Source organism: Streptomyces sp. NPDC059850 (assembly GCF_042731515.1).
Classification (GTDB): domain Bacteria; phylum Actinomycetota; class Actinomycetes; order Streptomycetales; family Streptomycetaceae; genus Streptomyces.
The window spans coordinates 62,020-84,038 of record NZ_JBHWJI010000044.1 but is presented as its reverse complement, the minus strand read 5'-3'; the positions used below and the strand labels follow the sequence as shown (position 1 = coordinate 84,038).

The 22,019-nt window shown below is 71.9% G+C and carries 1 protein-coding gene; it reads left to right on the top strand.

The window, feature by feature from the left end:
• Positions 1 to 22,002: type I polyketide synthase (locus ACFV9T_RS29920; RefSeq protein WP_385445557.1), on the top strand; the 22,002-nt coding region annotated here is incomplete at its 5' end.
• Positions 22,003 to 22,019: the final 17 nt, after the last annotated feature.

The following is a 22,019-nucleotide window of genomic DNA, read 5'->3' as shown; positions in this document are numbered from 1 at the left end:
TCGGAGGATGAGGTTCTGCCGCTGGTCGGTGGTGGTGTGAGCATTGCCGCCCTCAACGGGCCCACTTCGGTGGTCATCGCGGGTGACGACGATGCTGTGGCTGAGGTTGCGGCGTCGTTTGAGGCGCAGGGTCGTAAGACGAAGCGGCTCACGGTGAGCCATGCGTTCCATTCGCCGCGTATGGACGGGATGCTGGAGGCGTTCCGGGAGGTCGCGGAGGGGCTTTCGTACGAGGCTCCGCGTATTCCGATCGTGTCCAACCTGAGCGGGGATGTTGTTTCCGCTGAGGAGATGGCGACCGCCGATTTCTGGGTGCGGCATGTCCGTGAGGCTGTGCGGTTCCTCGACGGTGTGCGGGCGTTGGAAGCGCAGGGCGTGACGACGTTTGTCGAGTTGGGCCCCGATGGGGTGCTCACTGCCATGGCGCAGGAGTGCGTGACCGGCGACACCGATGCCGCGTTCGTCTCCGTCTGCCGCAAGGATCGACCCGAGGCCGAGGCGCTGTTCTCGGCTGTCGCGCGGGCGCATGTGCGTGGGGTGACGCCGGACTGGACGGCTGTCTTCGCCGGTGCGGGTGCGCGGCGGGTGGAGTCGGACGAGCTGCCGACGTATGCCTTCCAGCGGCAGCGGTACTGGGCCGACGTCCCGGCCCCGGCAGCCGTGGTGGCGGAGGCCGGTCCGGGCTCTGCTGTTGATGGACGGTTCTGGGATGTGGTGGAGCGCGGGGATGTAGCCGCGCTGGCTGCGGAGTTGGAGGTGGACCCGGGGCTTTCGCTGGGTGAGGTGCTGCCTGCGTTGTCGTCGTGGCGGCGGCAGGAGGCTGTGCGTTCGGCGGTGGATGGCTGGCGGTACCGGGTGTCGTGGAAGCCGGTCACCGACCGTTCCACTGCTTCTCTGAGCGGTCGTTGGCTGGTCGTCGTACCGGCGGGGTCGGTCGAGGGCGAGTGGTCGGTGGGTGTGGCGCGGATGCTGGCCGGACGTGGCGTTGATGTGCGCGTGGCCGAGCTGGACGCTGTGGACCGGGCCAGGGCGGCGGATGAGTTGCGTACGGTCGCGGGCGACGACGCGGTGACGGGTGTGGTGTCACTGCTGGCCTTGGCGGACGACGGTTATGGTCTGCTGCGTACGGTGGCGTTGACGCAGGCGCTTGGCGATGCGGGTGTCGGTGCGCCGTTGTGGGTGGCCACGCGGGGTGCGGTGTCGGTGGGGCGCTCCGACGGTGCGGTGGTGCCTGGTCAGGCGCAGGTGTGGGGGCTGGGCCGGGTGGCGGCGTTGGAGCTGCCCGAGCGCTGGGGCGGTCTGGTCGATCTGCCGGAGACGGCCGATGACCGTGCGCTGGCGCGGTTGGCGGATGTGCTGTCCGGGGCCGGTGGCGAGGACCAGGCTGCGGTGCGGGCGTCGGGCGTGTTCGGACGTCGGCTGGTGCGGGCGTCGGCGTCCGCGTCGTCCTTCGACAGCTCCTGGACACCGGGTGCCGGGACCGTGCTGGTGACCGGCGGCACGGGTGCGCTGGGCGCGCATCTGGCGCGGTGGCTGGTGGCGAACGGTGCCGAGCATCTGGTGCTGACCAGCCGTCGTGGGCTGGGGGCTCCGGGTGCGGTGGAGCTGCGGGATGAGTTGGTGGCGTCGGGTGCGCGGGTGGCGGTCGCCGCGTGTGACGTGGCCGACCGGGACGCGCTCGCGGAGCTGCTGGCCGGGCTTCCGGCGGAGCTTCCGCTGACCGCCGTCGTCCATGCGGCCGGTGTGCTGGACGACGGTGTCGTGGACGCGCTGGACGCCGAACGCCTGGAGCGGGTGCTCCGCGCCAAGGCTGCCTCCGCGCAGAACCTCCACGAGCTGACGCGTGACCTGGACCTGTCGGCCTTCGTGCTCTTCTCGTCCATCAGCGGTTCGGTGGGTACGACCGGGCAGGGCAACTACGCGGCGGCCAACGCCTATCTGGATGCGCTGGCTGAGCGGCGTCGGTCCGAGGGCCTGACTGCCACGTCGATCGCATGGGGCCCGTGGGCCGAGGGTGGCATGGCTGCGGACGAGGCGCTGGGGCGGCGGATGCGCCGTGCCGGGGTGCCGCCGATGGCGCCCGAGTCGGCGCTTGCCGCGCTGCAGCAGGCGCTGGACCTCGATGACGTCGCCGTGACGGTCGCGGACATCGACTGGGACCGCTTCGTCGGCGGGTTCACCGCCGTCCGGCGGAGCCCGCTGATCGCCGATCTGCCGGAGGCCGGGACGCGTGGCGCCACCGGCGCCGAGACCGGACAGGTCGTCGTCACCGACGCCAACTCCGCCTCGCCTCTCGGCGAGCGGCTGAGCGGCCTCCCGAAGGCCGAACAGGACCGCGAACTACTGGAGTTGGTGCGTGCGCAGGTCGCTGCCGTACTGGGGCATGGCGGGGCCGAGGCGGTCGAGGGCGGGCGTGCCTTCAAGGAGCTGGGCTTCGACTCGCTGACCGCCGTTGAACTCCGTAACCGGCTGAACGCGGCGACCGGGCTGAAGCTGTCCGCCACGCTCATCTACGACTACCCGAACGCGGCCGTCCTGGCCGACCACCTGCGCTCTGAGCTGCTGGGCGCGGATGTGGCGATGGCCGGTGGTGTGGTTGCGCCGACGGTCGCGGTGGCCGATGAACCGATCGCGATTGTGGCGATGAGCTGCCGTTTCCCGGGTGGGGTGCGTTCGCCCGAGGAGCTGTGGGAGCTGTTGACGGCGGGTGGGGACGCGATCGCGGAGTTCCCGTCCGACCGTGGTTGGGACTTGGCGGGGCTGTACGACCCGGACCCGGAGCGGCAGGGGACCTCGTACGCGCGTGAGGGTGGATTCCTTTACGACGCCGGGGACTTCGACGCGTCGTTCTTCGGGATCTCGCCGAGGGAAGCCCTGGCGATGGACCCGCAGCAGCGATTGCTGCTGGAGACGTCGTGGGAGGCGTTCGAGCGTGCGGGCATCGACCCGGCCACGGTGCGTGGTCAGCAGGTCGGTGTGTTCGCCGGGACCAACGGACAGGACTACCTGTCGCTGCTGATGCAGGCGCCCGAGGGTCTGGAAGGCCACTTGGGCACGGGCAATGCGGCGAGTGTGGTGTCCGGGCGGGTGGCCTACACCTTCGGCCTTGAGGGGCCTGCCGTCACCGTCGATACGGCGTGTTCGTCGTCGCTGGTCGCGCTGCATATGGCGGTGCAGGCGCTGCGGAGCGGTGAGTGCTCGATGGCGCTCGCCGGTGGCGTCACCGTGATGTCCACGCCGGACAACTTCATCGACTTCAGCCGTCAGCGGGGGCTGGCTGCGGACGGTCGGATCAAGGCGTTCGCGGCCGGTGCGGATGGCACCGGCTGGGGCGAAGGCGCGGGCATGCTGCTGGTCGAGCGGCTGTCCGACGCGGAGAAGAACGGCCACCCGGTGCTGGCGGTCGTTCGGGGTTCGGCGATCAACCAGGATGGTGCGTCGAATGGTCTGACGGCGCCGAACGGTCCGTCGCAGCAGCGGGTCATCCGGCAGGCGCTGGCGGGTGCGGGGCTGGCGGCCGGTGACGTGGATGTCGTTGAGGCGCACGGTACGGGTACGACGCTGGGTGACCCGATCGAGGCGCAGGCGCTGCTGGCCACGTACGGGCGGGAGCGGGATGGGGACCAGCCGTTGTGGTTGGGGTCCATCAAGTCGAACATCGGGCACACGCAGGCGGCTGCTGGTGTCGCGGGCATCATCAAGATGGTGCTGGCGATGCGGCATGGTGTGTTGCCGCAGACGCTGCATGTGGACGAGCCGTCGCCGCATGTGGATTGGTCGACGGGTGCGGTGTCGCTGCTGACGGAGCAGACGGAGTGGCCGGAGACGGGCCGTCTGCGCCGCGCCGGTATCTCCTCGTTCGGCATCAGTGGCACCAACGCGCACACCATCATCGAGCAGGCCCCGGTCCCGGCCCTTTCGGCCGCTCCGGCTGAGGAGCCCGAGCCGCGTGAGCTGGCCGCGTTGCCGTGGCTGCTGTCGGCGAAGGACGGGCAGGCTCTGCGCGCCCAGGCCGTTCAGCTGGCCGCCCACCTCCGGGCCCATCCCGAACTGACCGCAACTGATCTCGCCTTCTCGCTTGCCACCAGCCGCGCCACGCTGGAACAGCGTGCGGCGCTCGTCACCACTGACCGTGAAGGGTTCCTTGCGGGCCTGGACGCGCTGGAGCGGGGCGAGTCCGCCCCGGGCCTGATCGAGGGGTCGGCGGTCGAGGGCGGCAAGGTGGCGTTCCTGTTCACGGGGCAGGGGAGCCAGCGGTTGGGGATGGGGCGTGAGCTGTACGACGCCTTCCCGGTGTTCGCGGATGCGTTGGATGAGGTGTGTGCGCATCTGGATCTGCACCTTGAGCGGCCGTTGCGGGATGTGCTGTTCGGGGACGATGCCTCGGTGCTCGACCGGACCGGTTTCACCCAGCCTGCGCTGTTCGCGGTGGAGGTGGCGCTGTTCCGGCTGGTCGAGGCGTGGGGTGTGCGGGCGGACTTCCTGTCGGGGCATTCGATTGGTGAGTTGGCTGCCGCGCATGTGGCGGGTGTGTTGTCGCTTGCGGATGCGTGTGTGTTGGTGGCGGCGCGTGGGCGTCTGATGCAGGAGCTTCCGGCCGGTGGCGCGATGGTCGCCGTTCAGGCTTCGGAGGATGAGGTTCTGCCGCTGCTCGGTGGTGGTGTGAGCATTGCCGCCCTCAACGGGCCGTCGTCTGTGGTCATCGCGGGTGACGACGATGCCGTGGCTGAGGTTGCGGCGTCGTTCGAGGCGCAGGGTCGTAAGACGAAGCGGTTGACGGTGAGCCATGCGTTCCACTCGCCGCGTATGGACGGGATGCTGGAGGCGTTCCGGGAGGTCGCGGAGGGGCTTTCGTACGAGGCTCCGCGTATTCCGATCGTGTCCAACCTGAGCGGGGACGTTGTTTCCGCTGAGGAGATGGCGACCGCCGACTTCTGGGTGCGCCACGTCCGGGAAGCGGTGCGCTTCCTCGATGGTGTGCGGGCGTTGGAAGCGCAGGGCGTGACGACGTTTGTCGAGCTGGGCCCCGATGGGGTGCTCACCGCCATGGCGCAGGAGTGCGTGACCGGCGAGGACGCCGGGTTCGTTGCCGCGCTGCGCAAGGGGCGTGTAGAGGCTGAGTCGGTGACGGCTGCCCTTGCTGCGTTGCAGGTCCGGGGCGTGGCCGTGGACTGGGAGGCGTTCTACGCCGGGGCCGGTGCGCGTCGCGTGGAGCTGCCGACGTACGCCTTCCAGCGCCGCCGCTACTGGCTGGATGTGTCGACGGCCACCGTCACCTCCGGCGCTGCGGCGCTGGATGCGGTGGACGCCCGTTTCTGGGAGGCCGTGGAGCGCGGGGATCTGGAATCGCTTGCCGCGACGCTCGGCCTCGGTGCCGAGGACAACGGGGCGCTGGAGGCGCTGCTGCCGTCCATTTCGTCGTGGCGTCGGCGGCAGTCGGAGCGTTCGACGGTGGATGGCTGGCGCTATCGGGTGTCGTGGAAGCCGGTTACCGACCGCGCTACCGCTTCTCTGAGTGGTCGTTGGCTGGTCGTCGTACCGGCGGGGTTGGTCGAGGATGCGTGGGTTGCCGGTGTCGTCGGGTTGCTGGGCGACCGTGGTGTCGACGTGGCGCGGGTCGAGCTGGCCGCTGATGAGGACCGTGCTGCGGTGGCGGCGCGGTTGACTTCGGCTGTGGGTGACGAGGCCGTGACCGGTGTGGTGTCGCTGCTGGCCCTGGCGGACGGCGGCGATGCGCTGCTGGGTACGGCGGCGTTGACGCAGGCGCTCGGCGATGCGGGTGTCGGCGCGCCGTTGTGGGTGGCCACGCGGGGTGCGGTGGCCGTGGGTCGTTCGGACGGTGCGGTCAGCCCGGTGCAGGCGCAGCTGTGGGGTCTCGGGCGAGTGGCGGCGTTGGAGCTGCCCGAGCGCTGGGGCGGTCTGGTCGATCTGCCGGAGACAGCCGATGAGCGCGCGGTGGCGCGGCTGGCGGAGGTGCTGGCCGGGGTCGGCGGTGAGGACCAGGCCGCGGTCCGTGCGTCGGGCGTGTTCGGACGTCGATTGGTGCAGGCAAACCCGTCGTCCTTCGACGGGTCCTGGGCGCCGGGCGCCGGTACCACTCTGGTGACCGGCGGTACGGGTGCGCTGGGCGCGCATGTGGCCCGCTGGCTGATCGACAAGGGCGCCGAGCACGTGGTGCTCACCAGCCGTCGTGGGCTGGAGGCTCCGGGTGCGGTGGAGCTGCGGGATGAGCTGTCGGCGTCGGGTGCTCGGGTGACGGTTGCCGCGTGTGATGTGGCGGACCGGGACGCGCTCGCGGAGTTGCTGGCCGGGCTTCCGGCGGAGCTTCCGCTGACCGCCGTCGTCCATGCGGCCGGTGTGCTGGACGACGGCGTACTGGACTCGCTCACTCCCGAGCGGTTCGCCTCGGTGCTCCGGGCGAAGGTCGACGCCGCGTTCCATCTGGACGAGCTGACGCGTGACCTGGACCTTTCCGCGTTCGTCCTCTTTTCGTCCATCAGTGGTTCGGTGGGTGCGGCCGGGCAGGGTAACTACGCCGCCGCCAATGCCTCGTTGGACGCGCTGGCTGAGCGGCGTCGGTCCGAGGGCCTGTCCGCCACGTCGATCGCCTGGGGTCCGTGGGCCGAGGGCGGTATGGCTGCGGACGAGGCGCTGGGGCGGCGGATGCGCCGTGATGGGGTGCCGCCGATGGCGCCCGAGTCGGCCGTCGCCGCGCTGCAGCGGGCGCTGGATCTCGATGACGTCGCCGTGACGGTTGCGGACATCGACTGGGACCGGTTCCTCGGCGGGTTCACCGCCGTCCGGCCGAGCGTGCTGTTCGGCGAGCTGCCTGCGGCGCGTCCGGTGTCGGACGGCGCGGGTGCGCGGCGTCCGGCCGCCACCGCCGGGACCGGGACGCTGGCCGAGCGGCTGTCCGGTCTGACGGAGACCGAGCGTGTGCAGACACTGCTGGAGTTGGTGCGTGCGCAGGTCGCGTCGGTGCTGGGGCATGGCGGGGCCGAGGCGGTCGAGGGCGGGCGTGCCTTCAAGGAGCTGGGCTTCGACTCGCTGACCGCCGTTGAACTCCGTAACCGGTTGAACGCGGCGACCGGGCTGAAGCTGTCCGCCACGCTCATCTACGACTACCCGAACGCGGCCGTCCTGGCCGACCACCTGCGCACCGAGCTGCTGGGCGCGGATGTGGCGGTGAGCGGTGGTGTGGTTGCGCCGACGGTTGCGGTGGCTGACGATCCGATCGCGATTGTGGCGATGAGCTGCCGTTTCCCGGGTGGAGTGCGTTCGCCCGAGGAGCTGTGGCAGTTGCTGTCGGCGGGTGGCGACGCGATTGCGGAGTTCCCGTCCGACCGTGGCTGGGACCTGGCGGGGCTGTACGACCCGGACCCGGAGCGTCAGGGGACCTCGTACACGCGTGAGGGCGGTTTCCTCTACGACGTGGCCGACTTCGACGCGTCGTTCTTCGGGATCTCGCCGAGGGAAGCCCTCGCGATGGATCCGCAGCAGCGGTTGCTGCTGGAGACCTCCTGGGAGGCGTTCGAGCGCGCGGGCATCGACCCGGGTGCCCTGCGTGGTCAGCAGGTTGGTGTCTTCGCCGGAACCAACGGACAGGACTACCTGTCGCTGCTTGAGCGGGCGGCCGAGGGGGTCGAGGGCCACTGGGGCACGGGTAACGCGGCGAGTGTGGTCTCGGGCCGGGTGGCGTACACCTTCGGGCTGGAGGGTCCGGCGGTGACGGTGGACACTGCGTGTTCGTCGTCGCTGGTCGCGCTGCATATGGCGGTGCAGGCGCTGCGGAGTGGTGAGTGCTCGATGGCGCTCGCCGGTGGTGTCACGGTGATGTCCACGCCGGACAACTTCATCGACTTCAGCCGTCAGCGCGGGCTGGCGGCGGATGGTCGTATCAAGGCGTTCGCGGCCGGTGCGGATGGCACGGGCTGGGGCGAAGGCGTCGGCATGCTGCTCGTGGAGCGGCTGTCGGACGCGCGCCGCAACGGCCATCCGGTCCTTGCCACCGTGCGGGGTTCGGCGATCAACCAGGACGGTGCGTCGAATGGTCTGACGGCGCCGAACGGTCCGTCGCAGCAGCGGGTGATCCGGCAGGCGCTGGCGGGTGCGGGGCTGTCCGCTGGTGATGTGGATGTGGTCGAGGCGCACGGCACCGGTACGACGCTGGGCGACCCGATCGAGGCGCAGGCGCTGCTGGCCACGTACGGCCGGGAGCGGGATGGAGATCAGCCGCTGTGGCTGGGGTCCATCAAGTCGAACATCGGCCACACGCAGGCGGCGGCCGGTGTCGCGGGCATCATCAAGATGGTGATGGCCATGCGGCACGGCGTGCTGCCGCAGACGCTGCACGTGGACGAGCCGTCGCCGCACGTCGACTGGTTGGCGGGCGCGGTGTCTCTGCTGACGGAGCAGACGGAGTGGCCGGAGACGGGCCGTCTGCGCCGCGCCGGTATCTCCTCGTTCGGTATCAGTGGCACCAACGCGCACACCATCATCGAGCAGGCCCCGGCGAGCGACGAACCGACCGAGGCGCCTGAGCGGGGCGGGCTCGGCGGCCTCCTGCCGTTCGTCCTGTCGGCCAAGAACGCCGAGGCGCTGCGGGAGCAGGCCGCTCGACTGCGTACTCACATCGAGGCGCGTCCGGAAGCGGCACCGCTCGATGTCGCCCATGCCTTGGCTGTTGGGCGGGCTGCGTTGGAGCGGCGTGCGGTGCTCAGCGTTGGTGACCGCAATGAGCTGCTGCGGGCGCTTGATGTGCTGGCTGCGGGCGAGTCCGCGCCGGGTGTGGTCGAGGGGACGGTGGCCGAGGGCAAGGTGGCGTTCCTGTTCACCGGGCAGGGCAGTCAGCGGCTCGGCATGGGCCGTGAGCTGTACGGCGCCTATCCGGTGTTCGCCGACGCCCTGGACGCGGTGTGTGCGCATCTTGACCTGTACCTTGAGCGGCCGTTGCGGGATGTGCTGTTCGGGGACGATGCGGAGGCGCTGGATCAGACCGGTTTCACCCAGCCCGCCCTGTTCGCCATCGAGGTGGCGCTGTTCCGGCTGGTCGAGGCGTGGGGGCTGCGGCCCGACTTCCTCTCCGGGCACTCCATCGGTGAGCTGGCTGCCGCGCATGTGGCGGGTGTGCTCTCCCTCGCGGACGCCGCGAAGCTGGTGGCGGCGCGTGGGCGGTTGATGCAGGAGCTTCCGCCCGGTGGCGCGATGATCGCCGTCCAGGCCTCGGAGGACGAGGTGGCGCCGCTGCTCACCGAGTGGGTGAGCATTGCCGCCCTCAACGGGCCGTCGTCCGTGGTCATCGCGGGTGACGAGGACGCGGCGCTGGAGATTGCTTCCGGTTTCGAGGCGCAGGGGCGGAAGACCAAGCGGCTCACCGTCAGTCACGCGTTCCACTCGCCCCGCATGGACGGGATGCTGGACGCGTTCCGCGAGGTCGCGCAGGAGCTGTCGTACGAGGCTCCGCGTATCCCGATCGTGTCCAACCTGACCGGGGATGTTGTTTCCGCTGAGGAGATCACGTCTGCTGACTTCTGGGTGCGGCACGTCCGCGAGGCGGTCCGTTTCCTCGACGGCGTACGGACGTTGGAAGCGCAGGGCGTCACGACCTTTGTCGAGCTGGGCCCCGATGGGGTACTCAGCGCTATGGCGCAGGAGTGCGTGACCGGCGACGACGCCGCGTTCGCGGCCGCGTTGCGCAAGGATCGGCCCGAGGCAGAGGCGCTGCTGTCGGCCGTCGCGCGGACGCATGTGCGTGGGGTGACGCCGGACTGGACGGCTGTCTTCGCCGGGGCCGGTGCGCGGCGCCTGGAGCTGCCGACGTACGCCTTCCAGCGCCAGCGGTACTGGCCCAGCGCCGCCGCCCTCGCGGCGGGCGATCTGGAGTCGGTCGGCCTGGGTGACATCGAGCATCCGCTGCTCGGTGCCGCCGTCGCGCTCGCGGATGACGATGGCTATCTGTTCACGGGGGTGCTTTCCCCGCGCACGCATCCGTGGTTGGCGGATCACGAGGTCATGGACACCGTGCTGCTGCCCGGTACGGCCTTCGTGGAGCTGGCGTGCGCTGCCGGAGCCCAGGTGGGGTGTGAGCGGTTGGACGAGCTGGCCCTGGAGGCTCCGCTCGTACTGCCGGAGCGCACCGGGGTGCGGGTGCAGCTCGTTGTGGAGGGGCCGGATGAGTCCGGTCGCCGTTCGTTCAGTCTGCATTCGCGGCGGCAGGACGCCCTCGGGACGGAGCCGTGGACGCGGCACGCCACCGGTGTGCTCGCGGTCGGGGTCCGGGGCGCTGAGCTGGATGAGCTGAGTGTCTGGCCGCCGCAGGGCGCCACGCAGGTCGCGGTCGACGGGCTGTACGAGGAGCTGGCGGGCGCGGGGCTCGGCTATGGGCCGGTTTTCCGGGGGCTCAGGGGTGCCTGGCGGCTCGGCGACGACCTGTACGCCGAGGTCGGCTTCCCTGAGGACGCGGTGACGTCGGGCGCGGAAGCCGAGCGGTTCGGGTTGCACCCGGCGCTGCTGGACGCCGCGCTGCATGCCCTCGGCGCCGAGGGCGTCGACCACGATGCGGCGTCGTCGGAGGGTGCGCTGCTTCCGTTCGCGTGGAGCGGTGTGCAGTTGCACGCGGCGGGAGCCGGTGTGCTGCGGGTGCGGCTTTCCGAGCAGTCGTCGTCGAACGATGTGTCGCTGCTGGTGGCCGACGGCACGGGGCGTGCGGTGGCCACGGTCGAGTCCGTGGCGCTGCGCCCGGCCTCGGCCGACCACGTGCACGCGGCGCGGGGCGGGGTGCATGAGTCGCTGTTCCAGCTGGAGTGGACGGCGGTTCCGGCACCCGTGACGGGTGCGGCCACGGGCGAGTGGGCGGTGCTCGGTGGGGATGCCGGGCAACTGGCCGCGCTGGAGGGTGCGTTCGGGCCTGAGGTCCGGCTCGCCGCGTACGGTGATCTGGCGGCGCTCGGTACGGCGGTGGACGCCGGGGTGGCCGTGCCGGACACGGTGCTGCTGGTCGGTCTCGGTGACGGTGGCGGCGACGCACCGGCCGTGCACGAGGCCACCCAGGCCACGCTTTCCACGCTGCAGTCGTGGCTGGCCGATGAGCGGTTTGCCGGGGCGCGGTTGGTGCTGTTGACGCGGGGTGCGGTGGAGTCCGTGCCGGGTGCGGGTGTGGCGGCTGATCTGTCGCAGGCCGCTGTGCGTGGTCTGTTCCGTTCCGCGCAGTCGGAGAACCCTGGCCGTCTGGTGCTGCTGGATGTGGACGGCGACGAGAGCTACGGTGCGCTGCCCGCCGCGCTGGGCGTGGACGAGGCGGAGCTGGCGTTGCGCGGGGGTGCGGTGCTCGCGCCCCGGCTGGCCCGGGTACCGGTCGCGGACGACGCCGACACCGTTCCGTCCTTCGATGAGCACGGCACGGTGCTGATCACCGGCGCCTCCGGAACGCTGGGTGGCCTCTTCGCTCGCCATCTGGTCTCGGCTCACGGTGTGCGGCAGTTGCTGCTGGTCAGCCGTCGCGGTGCCGACGCCGATGGCGCGGAGGAGCTGGCTGCTGAACTGACGGCGGCCGGTGCGACCGTGACGTGGGCGGCGTGTGATGTGGCCGACCGGGAGGCGTTGGCCGAGACGCTGGCGGCTGTTCCGGCTGAGCATCCGCTGACGGGTGTGGTGCACACGGCGGGTGTCCTGGACGACGGCGTTCTTGGTTCGTTGACGCCTGAGCGGGTGGCGGGGGTGTTGCGTCCGAAGGTGGATGCGGCGCTGAATCTGCATGAGCTGACGCGGGATGACGACCTGTCGGCGTTTGTGCTCTTCTCGGGTGCGGCGGCCGTGTTCGGCGCGCCGGGGCAGGCGAGTTACGCGGCTGCCAACTCCTTCCTGGAGGCGCTTGCCCAGCAGCGTGTGGCGCAGGGGCTCCCGGCCACCGCGCTGGCCTGGGGCCTGTGGGCCGGTGAGGGCATGGGCAGCACGCTGGACGAGGTCGACCTGCGGCGTATCGCGCGGGGCGGGGTCGCACCGATCGCTGCCGACGAGGGGCTCGCGCTCTTCGACGCGGCGCACATCGATCGCGCGGCCGTGTTGTTCCCGATGCGGCTCGACTACGCGGGGCTGCGCACCGAAGCGGCGGCGACCGGTATCGTCCCGTCCTTGTTCCGTGGTCTGGTGCGGGCTCCGGCCCGCCGGGCCGCTGCCGGGGTTGTCACGGCCACCGACGGTTCCTCGCTCGCCCAGCGTCTCGCCGGGCTCACGCGGCCCGAACAGGAGCGTGAGCTGCTGGAGTTGGTGTGCGGGCGAGTTGCCACGGTGCTGGGTTACGCAGGTCCGGAAGCGGTCGAGCCCGGGCGGGCGTTCAGGGAGCTGGGCTTCGACTCGCTGACGGCGGTCGAGCTGCGCAACGACCTGAAAACGGTCACCGGGCTGAGGCTTCCGGCCACGCTGGTCTTCGACTACCCGAGCCCGACCGCCCTCGCCGGTTATCTGCGTGAGGACCTGGTGGGTGCCGAGGAGGCCCCGGCGCCCCTCGTTCCCGCGCGGGTGGAGGCAAGCCCGGCGGTGGCCGACGACCCGATCGTCATCGTCGGCATGAGCTGCCGCTTCCCCGGTGGGGTGCGTACGCCTGAGGACCTGTGGGAGCTGGTTGCCACGGGTGGCGACGGCATCTCCGGCTTCCCGGTGGACCGTGGCTGGGACCTGGACGGCCTGTACCACCCGGACCCCGACCACGCGGGTACCTCGTACACGCGAGAGGGCGGTTTCCTCCACGATGCGGGCGACTTCGACCCGGGGTTCTTCGGGATCTCGCCGCGCGAGGCGCTTGCCATGGATCCGCAGCAGCGGTTGCTGCTGGAGACCTCGTGGGAGGCGTTCGAGCGGGCGGGTATCGACCCGTCGACCGTGCGCGGCAGCCAGACCGGCGTCTTCGCGGGCGTCATCTACCACGACTACCTGGCCGGGACGGGCGAGATCCCCGACGGTGTCGAGGGCTACATCGGCACCGGCAACGCGGGCAGTGTCGCCTCCGGGCGGGTGGCGTACACGTTTGGTCTGGAGGGCCCGGCGGTCACGATCGACACGGCGTGTTCGTCGTCGCTGGTGGCGCTGCACTGGGCCATCCAGGCGCTGCGCTCCGGCGAGTGCTCGATGGCGCTGGCCGGTGGTGCGGTGGTGATGGCCACGCCCGAGACGTTCGTGGACTTCAGCCGTCAGCGGGGCCTGGCCACGGACGGCCGGTGCAAGTCCTTCGCGGCGGCCGCGGACGGTACGGGCTGGAGCGAAGGCGCGGGCATGCTGCTCGTGGAGCGGCTGTCGGACGCCCGTCGTAACGGCCACCCGGTACTGGCGGTCGTACGCGGCTCCGCCATCAACCAGGACGGTGCGTCGAACGGTCTGACAGCGCCGAACGGTCCGTCGCAGCAGCGTGTGATCCGTCAGTCGCTGGCCAGCGCCGGGCTGACGACCGGCGATGTGGATGTGGTCGAGGCGCACGGTACGGGGACGACGCTCGGCGACCCGATCGAGGCACAGGCCCTGCTGGCCACGTACGGACGCGACCGGGCCGAGGACCAGCCGCTGTGGCTGGGGTCCATCAAGTCGAACATCGGCCACACGCAGGCGGCGGCCGGTGTCGCGGGCATCATCAAGATGGTGATGGCCATGCGGCACGGTGTGCTGCCGCAGACGCTGCATGTGGACGAGCCGTCGCCGAACGTGGACTGGGCGGATGGCGCGGTCTCGCTGCTGACCGAGCGGGTGGAGTGGCCGGAGACGGGCCGCCCGCGCCGCGCGGGCATCTCCTCGTTCGGTATCAGCGGCACCAACGCGCACACCATCATCGAGCAGCCGCCGGTTGTCGATGATGGCGAGAGCGCGGCGCGGCCGTCTGTCGTGCCGCCGGTGCTGCCGTGGCCGTTGTCGGCCGTGGGGCGGGAGGCGCTGGGCGAGCAGGCCCACCGTCTGCTCGACCGGTTGCGTTCCGCCGACGAGGATGTGGACCTGGCCGGGATCGGTTACACCCTGGCTGCCGGGCGTACCGCGTTCGACGACCGTGCGGTGCTGGTGGCCGATGGCCGCGAGGGTTTCCTGCGCGCTCTGGAGGCGCTGGCTTCCGGGGAACCGGCGACGGGTGTGGTGCAGGGCTCGCCGGTGGCCGGAATGCTGGCGTTCCTGTTCACGGGCCAGGGCAGCCAGCGGCTGGGGATGGGCCGTGAGCTGTACGACGCGTACCCGGTGTTCGCCGAGGCGCTGGACGCGGTGTGCGCGGAGCTGGACGCGCACCTCGAAACGCCGTTGAAGACGGTGCTGTTCGGGGATGACGCCGCTGCGCTGGATCAGACCGGTTTCACTCAGCCTGCGTTGTTCGCGGTTGAGGTGGCGTTGTTCCGGCTGGTCGAGGCGTGGGGTGTGCGGCCCGACTTCCTCTCCGGGCACTCCATTGGTGAGCTGGCCGCTGCCCATGTGGCGGGTGTGCTCTCCCTCGCGGACGCGGCGAAGCTGGTCGCGGCGCGTGGGCGGCTGATGCAGAAGCTTCCGGCCGGTGGCGCGATGATCGCGGTGCAGGCTTCGGAGGACGAGGTGCTGCCGCTGCTCGGTGAGCGGGTGAGCATTGCCGCCCTCAACGGGCCGACGTCCGTGGTCATCGCCGGTGACGAGGACGCGGCGCTGGAGATCGCTTCCGGTTTCGAGGCGCAGGGGCGGAAGACCAAGCGGCTCACCGTCAGCCACGCATTCCACTCGCCGCGTATGGACGGGATGCTGGATGCGTTCCGCGAGGTGGCGCAGGGGCTGTCGTACGAGGCTCCGCGTATCCCGATCGTCTCCAACCTGACCGGCGAAGTGGTCTCCGCCGAGGAGATCGCCACCGCCGACTTCTGGGTACGCCACGTCCGGGAAGCGGTGCGCTTCCTCGATGGTGTGCGGGCGTTGGAAGCGCAGGGCGTGACGACGTTCGTCGAGCTGGGCCCGGACGGTGTGCTCACCGCCATGGCGCAGGAGTGCGTGAGCGGCGAGGATGCCGCGTTCGTGGCCGCGCTGCGCAAGGGGCGGGTGGAGGCCGAGTCGGTGACGACTGCCCTCGCCACGCTGCAGGTCCGGGGCGTGGCCGTGGACTGGGAGGCGTTCTACGCCGGGGCCGGTGCGCGTCGCGTGGAGCTGCCGACGTACGCCTTCCAGCGCCGCCGCTACTGGCTCGACCTGTCGACGGCCACCGCCACCGCCACCGCCACCTCCGGCGCCACGGCCCAGGACGCGGTGGACGCCCGCTTCTGGGAGGCCATCGAGCGCGAGGACCTGGAATCGCTCGCTGCGACGCTGGGCCTGGGCGACGAAAACAATGGCGCCCTGGAAGCCCTGTTGCCCTCGATTTCGTCGTGGCGTCGGCGGCAGTCGGAGCGTTCGACGGTGGACGGCTGGCGCTACCGGGTGTCGTGGAAGCCGGTCACCGACCGTTCCACTACGTCCCTGAGCGGCCGTTGGCTGGTCGTCGTACCGGCTGAGGCGACCGGATCCGCATGGGTCGCCGGTGTCGTCGGGATGCTGAACGACCGTGGTGTCGACGTGGCGCAGGTCGAGCTGACCGCCGATGAGGACCGTGCCGCAGTGGCGGCACGGCTGACTTCGGCTGTTGGTGACGAGGCCGTGACCGGTGGTGTGGTGTCCCTGCTGGCCCTCGCTGAAGGCGATGCGCTGCTGGCCACGGCGGCGTTGACGCAGGCGCTTGGCGATGCGGGCATTGGCGCGCCGCTGTGGGTGGCCACGCGGGGCGCGGTGGCCGTGGGCCGTTCGGACGGCGCGGTCAGCCCGGATCAGGCCCAGGTGTGGGGTCTCGGCCTGGCGGCGGCGCTGGAACTGCCCGAGCGCTGGGGCGGTCTGGTCGATCTGCCGGAGACGGCCGATGACCGTGCGCTGGCGCGGCTGGCGGAGGTACTGGCCGGGGTCGGCGGTGAGGACCAGGTCGCGGTGCGTGCGTCGGGCCTGTTCGGACGCCGACTGGTGCAGGCAACCGCGTCTGCGGCGGACGGCTCCTGGACACCGGGCGCCGGTACCACTCTGGTGACCGGCGGTACAGGTGCGCTGGGTGCGCGGGTGGCCCGCTGGCTGGTGGCGAACGGCGCCGGGCACGTGGTGCTGACCAGCCGCCGTGGCCTCGACGCCCCCGGCGCCGCCGAGCTGCGGGACGAGCTGTCGGCGTCGGGCGCCCGCGTGACCGTGGCCGCCTGCGACGTGGCCGACCGGGACGCGCTCGCGGAGCTGCTGGCCGGGCTGCCGGAGGAACTGCCGCTGACCGGTGTGTTCCACACAGCGGGCGTGCTGGACGACGGCGTGCTCGACGCGCTCACCCCCGAGCGTTTCACGACCGTCGTGCGCGCCAAGGTGACCGCGGCGGCACATCTCGATGAGCTGACGCGCGACCTGGACCTGTCGGCGTTCGTGCTGTTCTCCTCGATCAGTGGCACGTTCGGCGCCGCCGGTCAGGGCAACTACGCCGCCGCTAACGCCTCCTTGGACGCGCTGGCCGAGCGTCGGCGCGCCCAGGGCCTGCCCGCCACGTCGATCGCCTGGGGCCCGTGGGCCGAGGGCGGTATGGCCGCGGACAAGGGCCTGGAGCAGCGGCTGCGCCGTAGCGGTCTGCCGCCGATGGACGCCGAGGTGGCGATCGCCGCCCTCCAGCGGGCGCTGGACCTGGACGACGCGGCGGTGGCCGTCGCGGACATCGACTGGCCTCGCTTCGCGCCGGAGTTCACCGCCGTACGGCCGAGCCGCCTGATCGCGGACTTCGCGGACGTGGCGCAGGCACAGCACGACACAGGTGGCGCGTCTGAAGATGGCTCGCTGGCCGCGCGGCTCGCCGGGCTGGGCGAGGCCGAGCGGGACCAGTTGCTGCTGGATGTGGTCCGTAACCAGGTGGCCGCGGTGCTGGGCCATGACGGTTCGGAGTCGATCGGCGTCGACCGGGCCTTCAGCGAGCTGGGCTTCGACTCGCTCACCGCCGTCGAACTCCGCAACCGGCTGAACGCGGCGACGGGCGTCAAGCTGCCCGCGACGCTGGTCTTCGACTACCCGACGGCCTCCGCCCTGGCGGGCTATCTGCGCGGCGAACTGGTCGGCGCGGACACCGCCGCCGACACCTCGGGGCCGACGGCCGCGACGGTGGCGACCGACGACGATCCGATCGCGATCGTGTCGATGAGCTGCCGCTTCCCGGGCGGGGTGCGCTCGCCCGAGGAGCTGTGGCAGCTGCTGTCGGCGGGTGGCGACGCGATCGCGGAGTTCCCGGCCGACCGTGGCTGGGACCTGGACGCGCTCTACGACCCGGACCCCGACAACCGGGGCACCTTCTACGCACGCGAGGGTGGTTTCCTCTACGACGCGGGCCACTTCGACGCGGGCTTCTTCGGGGTTTCGCCCCGTGAGGCGCTGGCGATGGATCCGCAGCAGCGGCTGCTGCTGGAGACGTCGTGGGAGGCGTTCGAGCGGGCGGGCATCGACCCGGCCACGCTGCGCGGCACCTCGGCCGGTGTCTTCGTCGGCTCCAACGGCCAGGACTACCTGGACTCGCTGCACACGATCCCCGAGGACGTCGAGGGCTACCTCGCCACCGGCAACGCCGCGAGCGTGGTGTCCGGCCGCCTCGCGTACACCTTCGGCCTGGAAGGCCCGGCGGTCACCGTCGACACGGCCTGCTCCGCCTCGCTGGTGGCGCTGCACTGGGCGATCCAGGCGCTGCGCCAGGGCGAGTGCTCGATCGCACTCGCGGGCGGTGTGACGGTCATGTCGAGCCCCGGTGCGTTCATCGAGTTCAGCCGTCAGCGCGGCCTGGCCTCCGACGGCCGGTGCAAGGCCTTCGGGGCGGGCGCGGATGGCACCGGCTGGGGCGAGGGCGTCGGCATGCTGCTGGTCGAGCGGCTGTCGGACGCGCGCCGCAACGGCCATCCGGTCCTCGCGCTCGTCCGTGGCTCCGCCATCAACCAGGACGGTGCGAGCAATGGTCTGACGGCGCCGAACGGCCCGTCGCAGCAGCGCGTCATCCGGCAGGCGCTGGCCGGTGCGGGCCTGTCGGCGGCGGATGTGGACGCGGTCGAGGCGCACGGTACGGGCACCCGGCTGGGTGACCCGATCGAGGCGCAGGCGCTGCTGGCCACCTACGGTCAGGAGCGGGCCCCGGAGCGGCCGCTGCTGCTGGGCGCCATCAAGTCCAACATCGGCCACACGCAGGCCGCCGCCGGTGTGGCGGGCGTCATCAAGATGGTGCTCGCCATGCAGAACGGTGTGCTGCCGCGCACCCTGCACGCGGACGAGCCGTCGCCGCACGTCGACTGGTCGGCGGGGGACATCGAGCTGCTGACCGAGGCCCGGTCGTGGCCGGAGACCGGCCGCCCGCGCCGGGTGGGCGTCTCGTCGTTCGGCTTCAGCGGCACCAACGCCCATACGGTCCTGGAGCAGGCCCCGGAGCCGACCGCGCCCGCCGAGCGGGACGGGGACGGCGAGCCGAAGCGCCCGCTCGTCAGGCCCGATGTGGTGGCCTGGCCGCTGTCGGCCAAGGGCGAGGACGCGCTGCGGGCCCAGGCCGAGCGGCTGCGCTCCCACCTGGAGGCCGACACCGGGCTCGGCACCGTGGACGTGGCGTACTCCCTGGCCACCACCAGGTCCGCCCTGGAGCACCGCGCGGTGGTCCTCGGCCCGGACCGGGAGCGGCTGCTCGCGGGCCTCACCGCGCTCGCGCGGGGCGAGTCCGCCGCGCAGCTGATCCGGGGCGTGCCCACGGAAGGCCGTACGGCGGTGCTCTTCACCGGGCAGGGCAGCCAGCGGCTCGGGATGGGCCGTGAGCTGTACGAGGCGAGCCCCGTGTTCGCCGAGGCGCTGGACGCGGTCTGCGCCGAGCTGGACCGGCACCTCGAACGGCCCCTGTACGACGTGCTGTTCGGCACCGAGAAGGAGCCGCTGGACCAGACCGGATTCACCCAGCCCGCGCTGTTCGCCATCGAGGTGGCGCTGTTCCGGCTGGCCGAGGCCGCCGGGTTGCGGCCCGACGTGCTGGCCGGGCACTCCATCGGCGAGCTGGCCGCGGCCCATGTGGCCGGGGTGCTGTCGCTTGCCGATGCTGCTGAGCTGGTGGCGGCGCGTGGGCGTCTCATGCAGGAACTGCCCACCGGCGGCGCGATGATCGCGCTGCAGGCGGCGGAGCACGAGGTGGCGCCGCTGCTCACCGACGGCGTGAGCATCGCCGCCGTGAACGGGCCCACGTCGGTGGTCATCGCGGGTGACGAGGACGCGGCGCTGGAGATCGCTTCCGGTTTCGAGGCGCAGGGACGGAAGACCAAGCGGCTCACGGTCAGCCACGCGTTCCACTCCCCGCACATGGACGGCATGCTCGCCGGGTTCCGCAAGGTCGCCGAAGGCCTGACGTACCACGCCCCGCACATCCCGGTCCTCTCGACCGTCACCGGGCAGCCGGTGACCGACGAGCTGGGCATGGACGCGGACTACTGGGTGCGCCACGTACGCCACACCGTGCGCTTCCTCGACGGTGTCCGCGCCCTGGAGGCCCAGGGCGTCAGCACGTACGTCGAACTCGGCCCGGACGGTGTGCTGTCCGGCATGGCGCAGGACTGCGTCACCGACGACGGCCCGGACGATGTGGCCTTCGTGCCCGTGCTGCGCGGCGGGCGGCCCGAGGCGGAGACGCTGACCGGCGCGCTGGCCACCCTGCACGTCCGGGGCGCGGCCCTGGACTGGGAGGCGCTGTTCGCCGGGACCGGCGCACACTGCGTCGAGCTGCCCACGTACCCGTTCCAGCGGCGGCGCTACTGGATCGACGGCGCCGCCCGGCCCACGCCCGACCACCGGGCGGCCACGGCCATCGACACGGCCGACGCCCGGTTCTGGGAGGCCGTGGAGAGCAGCGACCTCACCTCGCTGGCGGACGCGGTCGGCATCGACGTGGACCAGCCGCTGAGCGCGCTGCTCCCGGAGCTGTCGGAGTGGCGGCGCCGTGAACGCGAGCAGTCCGCACTCGACGGCTGGCGCTACCGCGTCACATGGAAGCCGCTGGAGGAGCCCCGGCTCGCCGCCGTCCCCGGCGTCTGGCTGGTCGTCGAACCGGCCGGTCAGGCCGATACCGTACGGGCTCTCGTGGCCGCGCTCGCCGAGCGGGGCGCCGAGGTCCGGCGCGTCGTCCGGGGCCGGGACCTCGACCGGAACGCGTTCGCCGACCGCATCCGCCACGCCGCGGCCGGTGACCCCGTCCACGGTGTGCTGTCCCTGCTGGCCTTCGACGAGCAACCGCACCCCGACCACCCCGCCGTGCCCACCGGGCTGCTGCGCACCGGTGTGCTGGTGCAGGCGCTCGGGGACGCGGGCCTGGACGCCCCGCTGTGGTGCGCCACCACCGGCGCCGTCGCCACCGCCGCCTCGGAGCCGCTGGTCAGCGCCGCACAGGCGCAGATCTGGGGCCTGGGCCGGGTCGTCGCGCTGGAGCACCCGGAGCGCTGGGGCGGTCTGATCGACCTGCCCGCGACGCTCGACGAACGGACCGCCGACCGGCTGGCGGGAGTGCTCGGCGGACACGGCGACGGCCACGAGGACCAGGTGGCGCTCCGTACGGCCGGGGTCCTGGCCCGCCGCCTCGTCCACGCCGAGCGGACACCGGCCACCGGGGCGCCGTGGCGGCCCCGTGGCACGGTCCTGGTCACCGGCGGCACCGGTGCGCTGGGCGCCCATGTGGCGCGCTGGCTGGCGGACCACGGCGCCGACCACCTCGTCCTGGCCGGACGCCGTGGGCAGCAGGCGCCCGGCGCCGAGCAGCTGGCGGCCGAACTGACCGCGAAGGGCGCCGAGGTGACCGTCGCCGCGTGCGATGTCACCGACCGGGACGCGCTCGCCGCGCTGCTGGCCCGGATCCGCGACGAACACCCGCACCACCCGCTCACCTCGGTCGTGCACACGGCGGGCGCGGGGCAGTTGGCACCGCTCGCGGAGACCACCCCGGCGGACGTCGCCGATGTGGTCGCCGCGAAGGTCGCGGGCGCGGCCCAGCTGGACGCGCTGCTCGGCGACACCGAGCTGGACGCCTTCGTGCTCTTCTCCTCGATCGCCGGGGTGTGGGGCAGCGGTGGCCAGGGCGCGTACGCGGCGGGCAACGCCTTCCTCGACGCGCTGGCCGAACAGCGCCGCGCCCGGGGCGCCGCCGCCACCTCCGTGGCCTGGGGCCCGTGGGCGGACGGCGGACTCGTCGCCGACGACGAGGCGGCCGAGCAGCTGCGCCGCCTCGGTCTGCCGGTGATGGCCCCGCGTTCCGCCATCGCCGCCCTGCAGCAGGCGCTGGACCGGAACGACACCGCCGTCACCGTCGCCGACGTCGACTGGGACCGCTTCGCCACCACCTTCACGATGGCCCGCCCCCGTCCGCTGATCGCCGATCTGCCCGAGGTCGTCCGCGCCCTCGCGGCGGACCCGGCCGAGGGCGCGGACGACGGGACGGCCGAGGCACCGGCGGAGTCGTTGCGGCAGCGGCTCGCGGGGCTCACCGGGCCCGAGGCCGACCGCGTTCTGCTCGACCTCGTGCGTACGGAGGTCGCCGCCGTCCTCGGACACGACGACACCACGGGCGTCGAGGCGGGCCGGGCGTTCAAGGAGCTGGGCTTCGACTCGCTCACCGCCGTCGAACTCCGCAACCGGCTGAACGCGGCGACCGGGCTGAAGCTCACCGCCACCCTGGTCTTCGACCATCCGTCGCCCCGCGTGCTCGCGGACCAGCTGCGCGCCGACCTCCTGGGCGAGGACACCACACCGGAACTCCCGGCCCTCGCGGAAATCGACAAGCTGGAATTCACCCTCTCGAACGTGTCCGACGACGCGGCGGAACGCGAGCGGGTCACGGCCCGGCTCGAAGCGCTGCTGCGGAAGTGGAACGAGACCGAGAACGCGGCGGTCGGCGACGGCGCCGATGAGGACGAACGTGACCTGGACTCCGCCTCCGCCGAAGACATCTTCGACATCATCAACTCTGAATTCGGAAGGTCCTGACGTGATGACCGCCCACC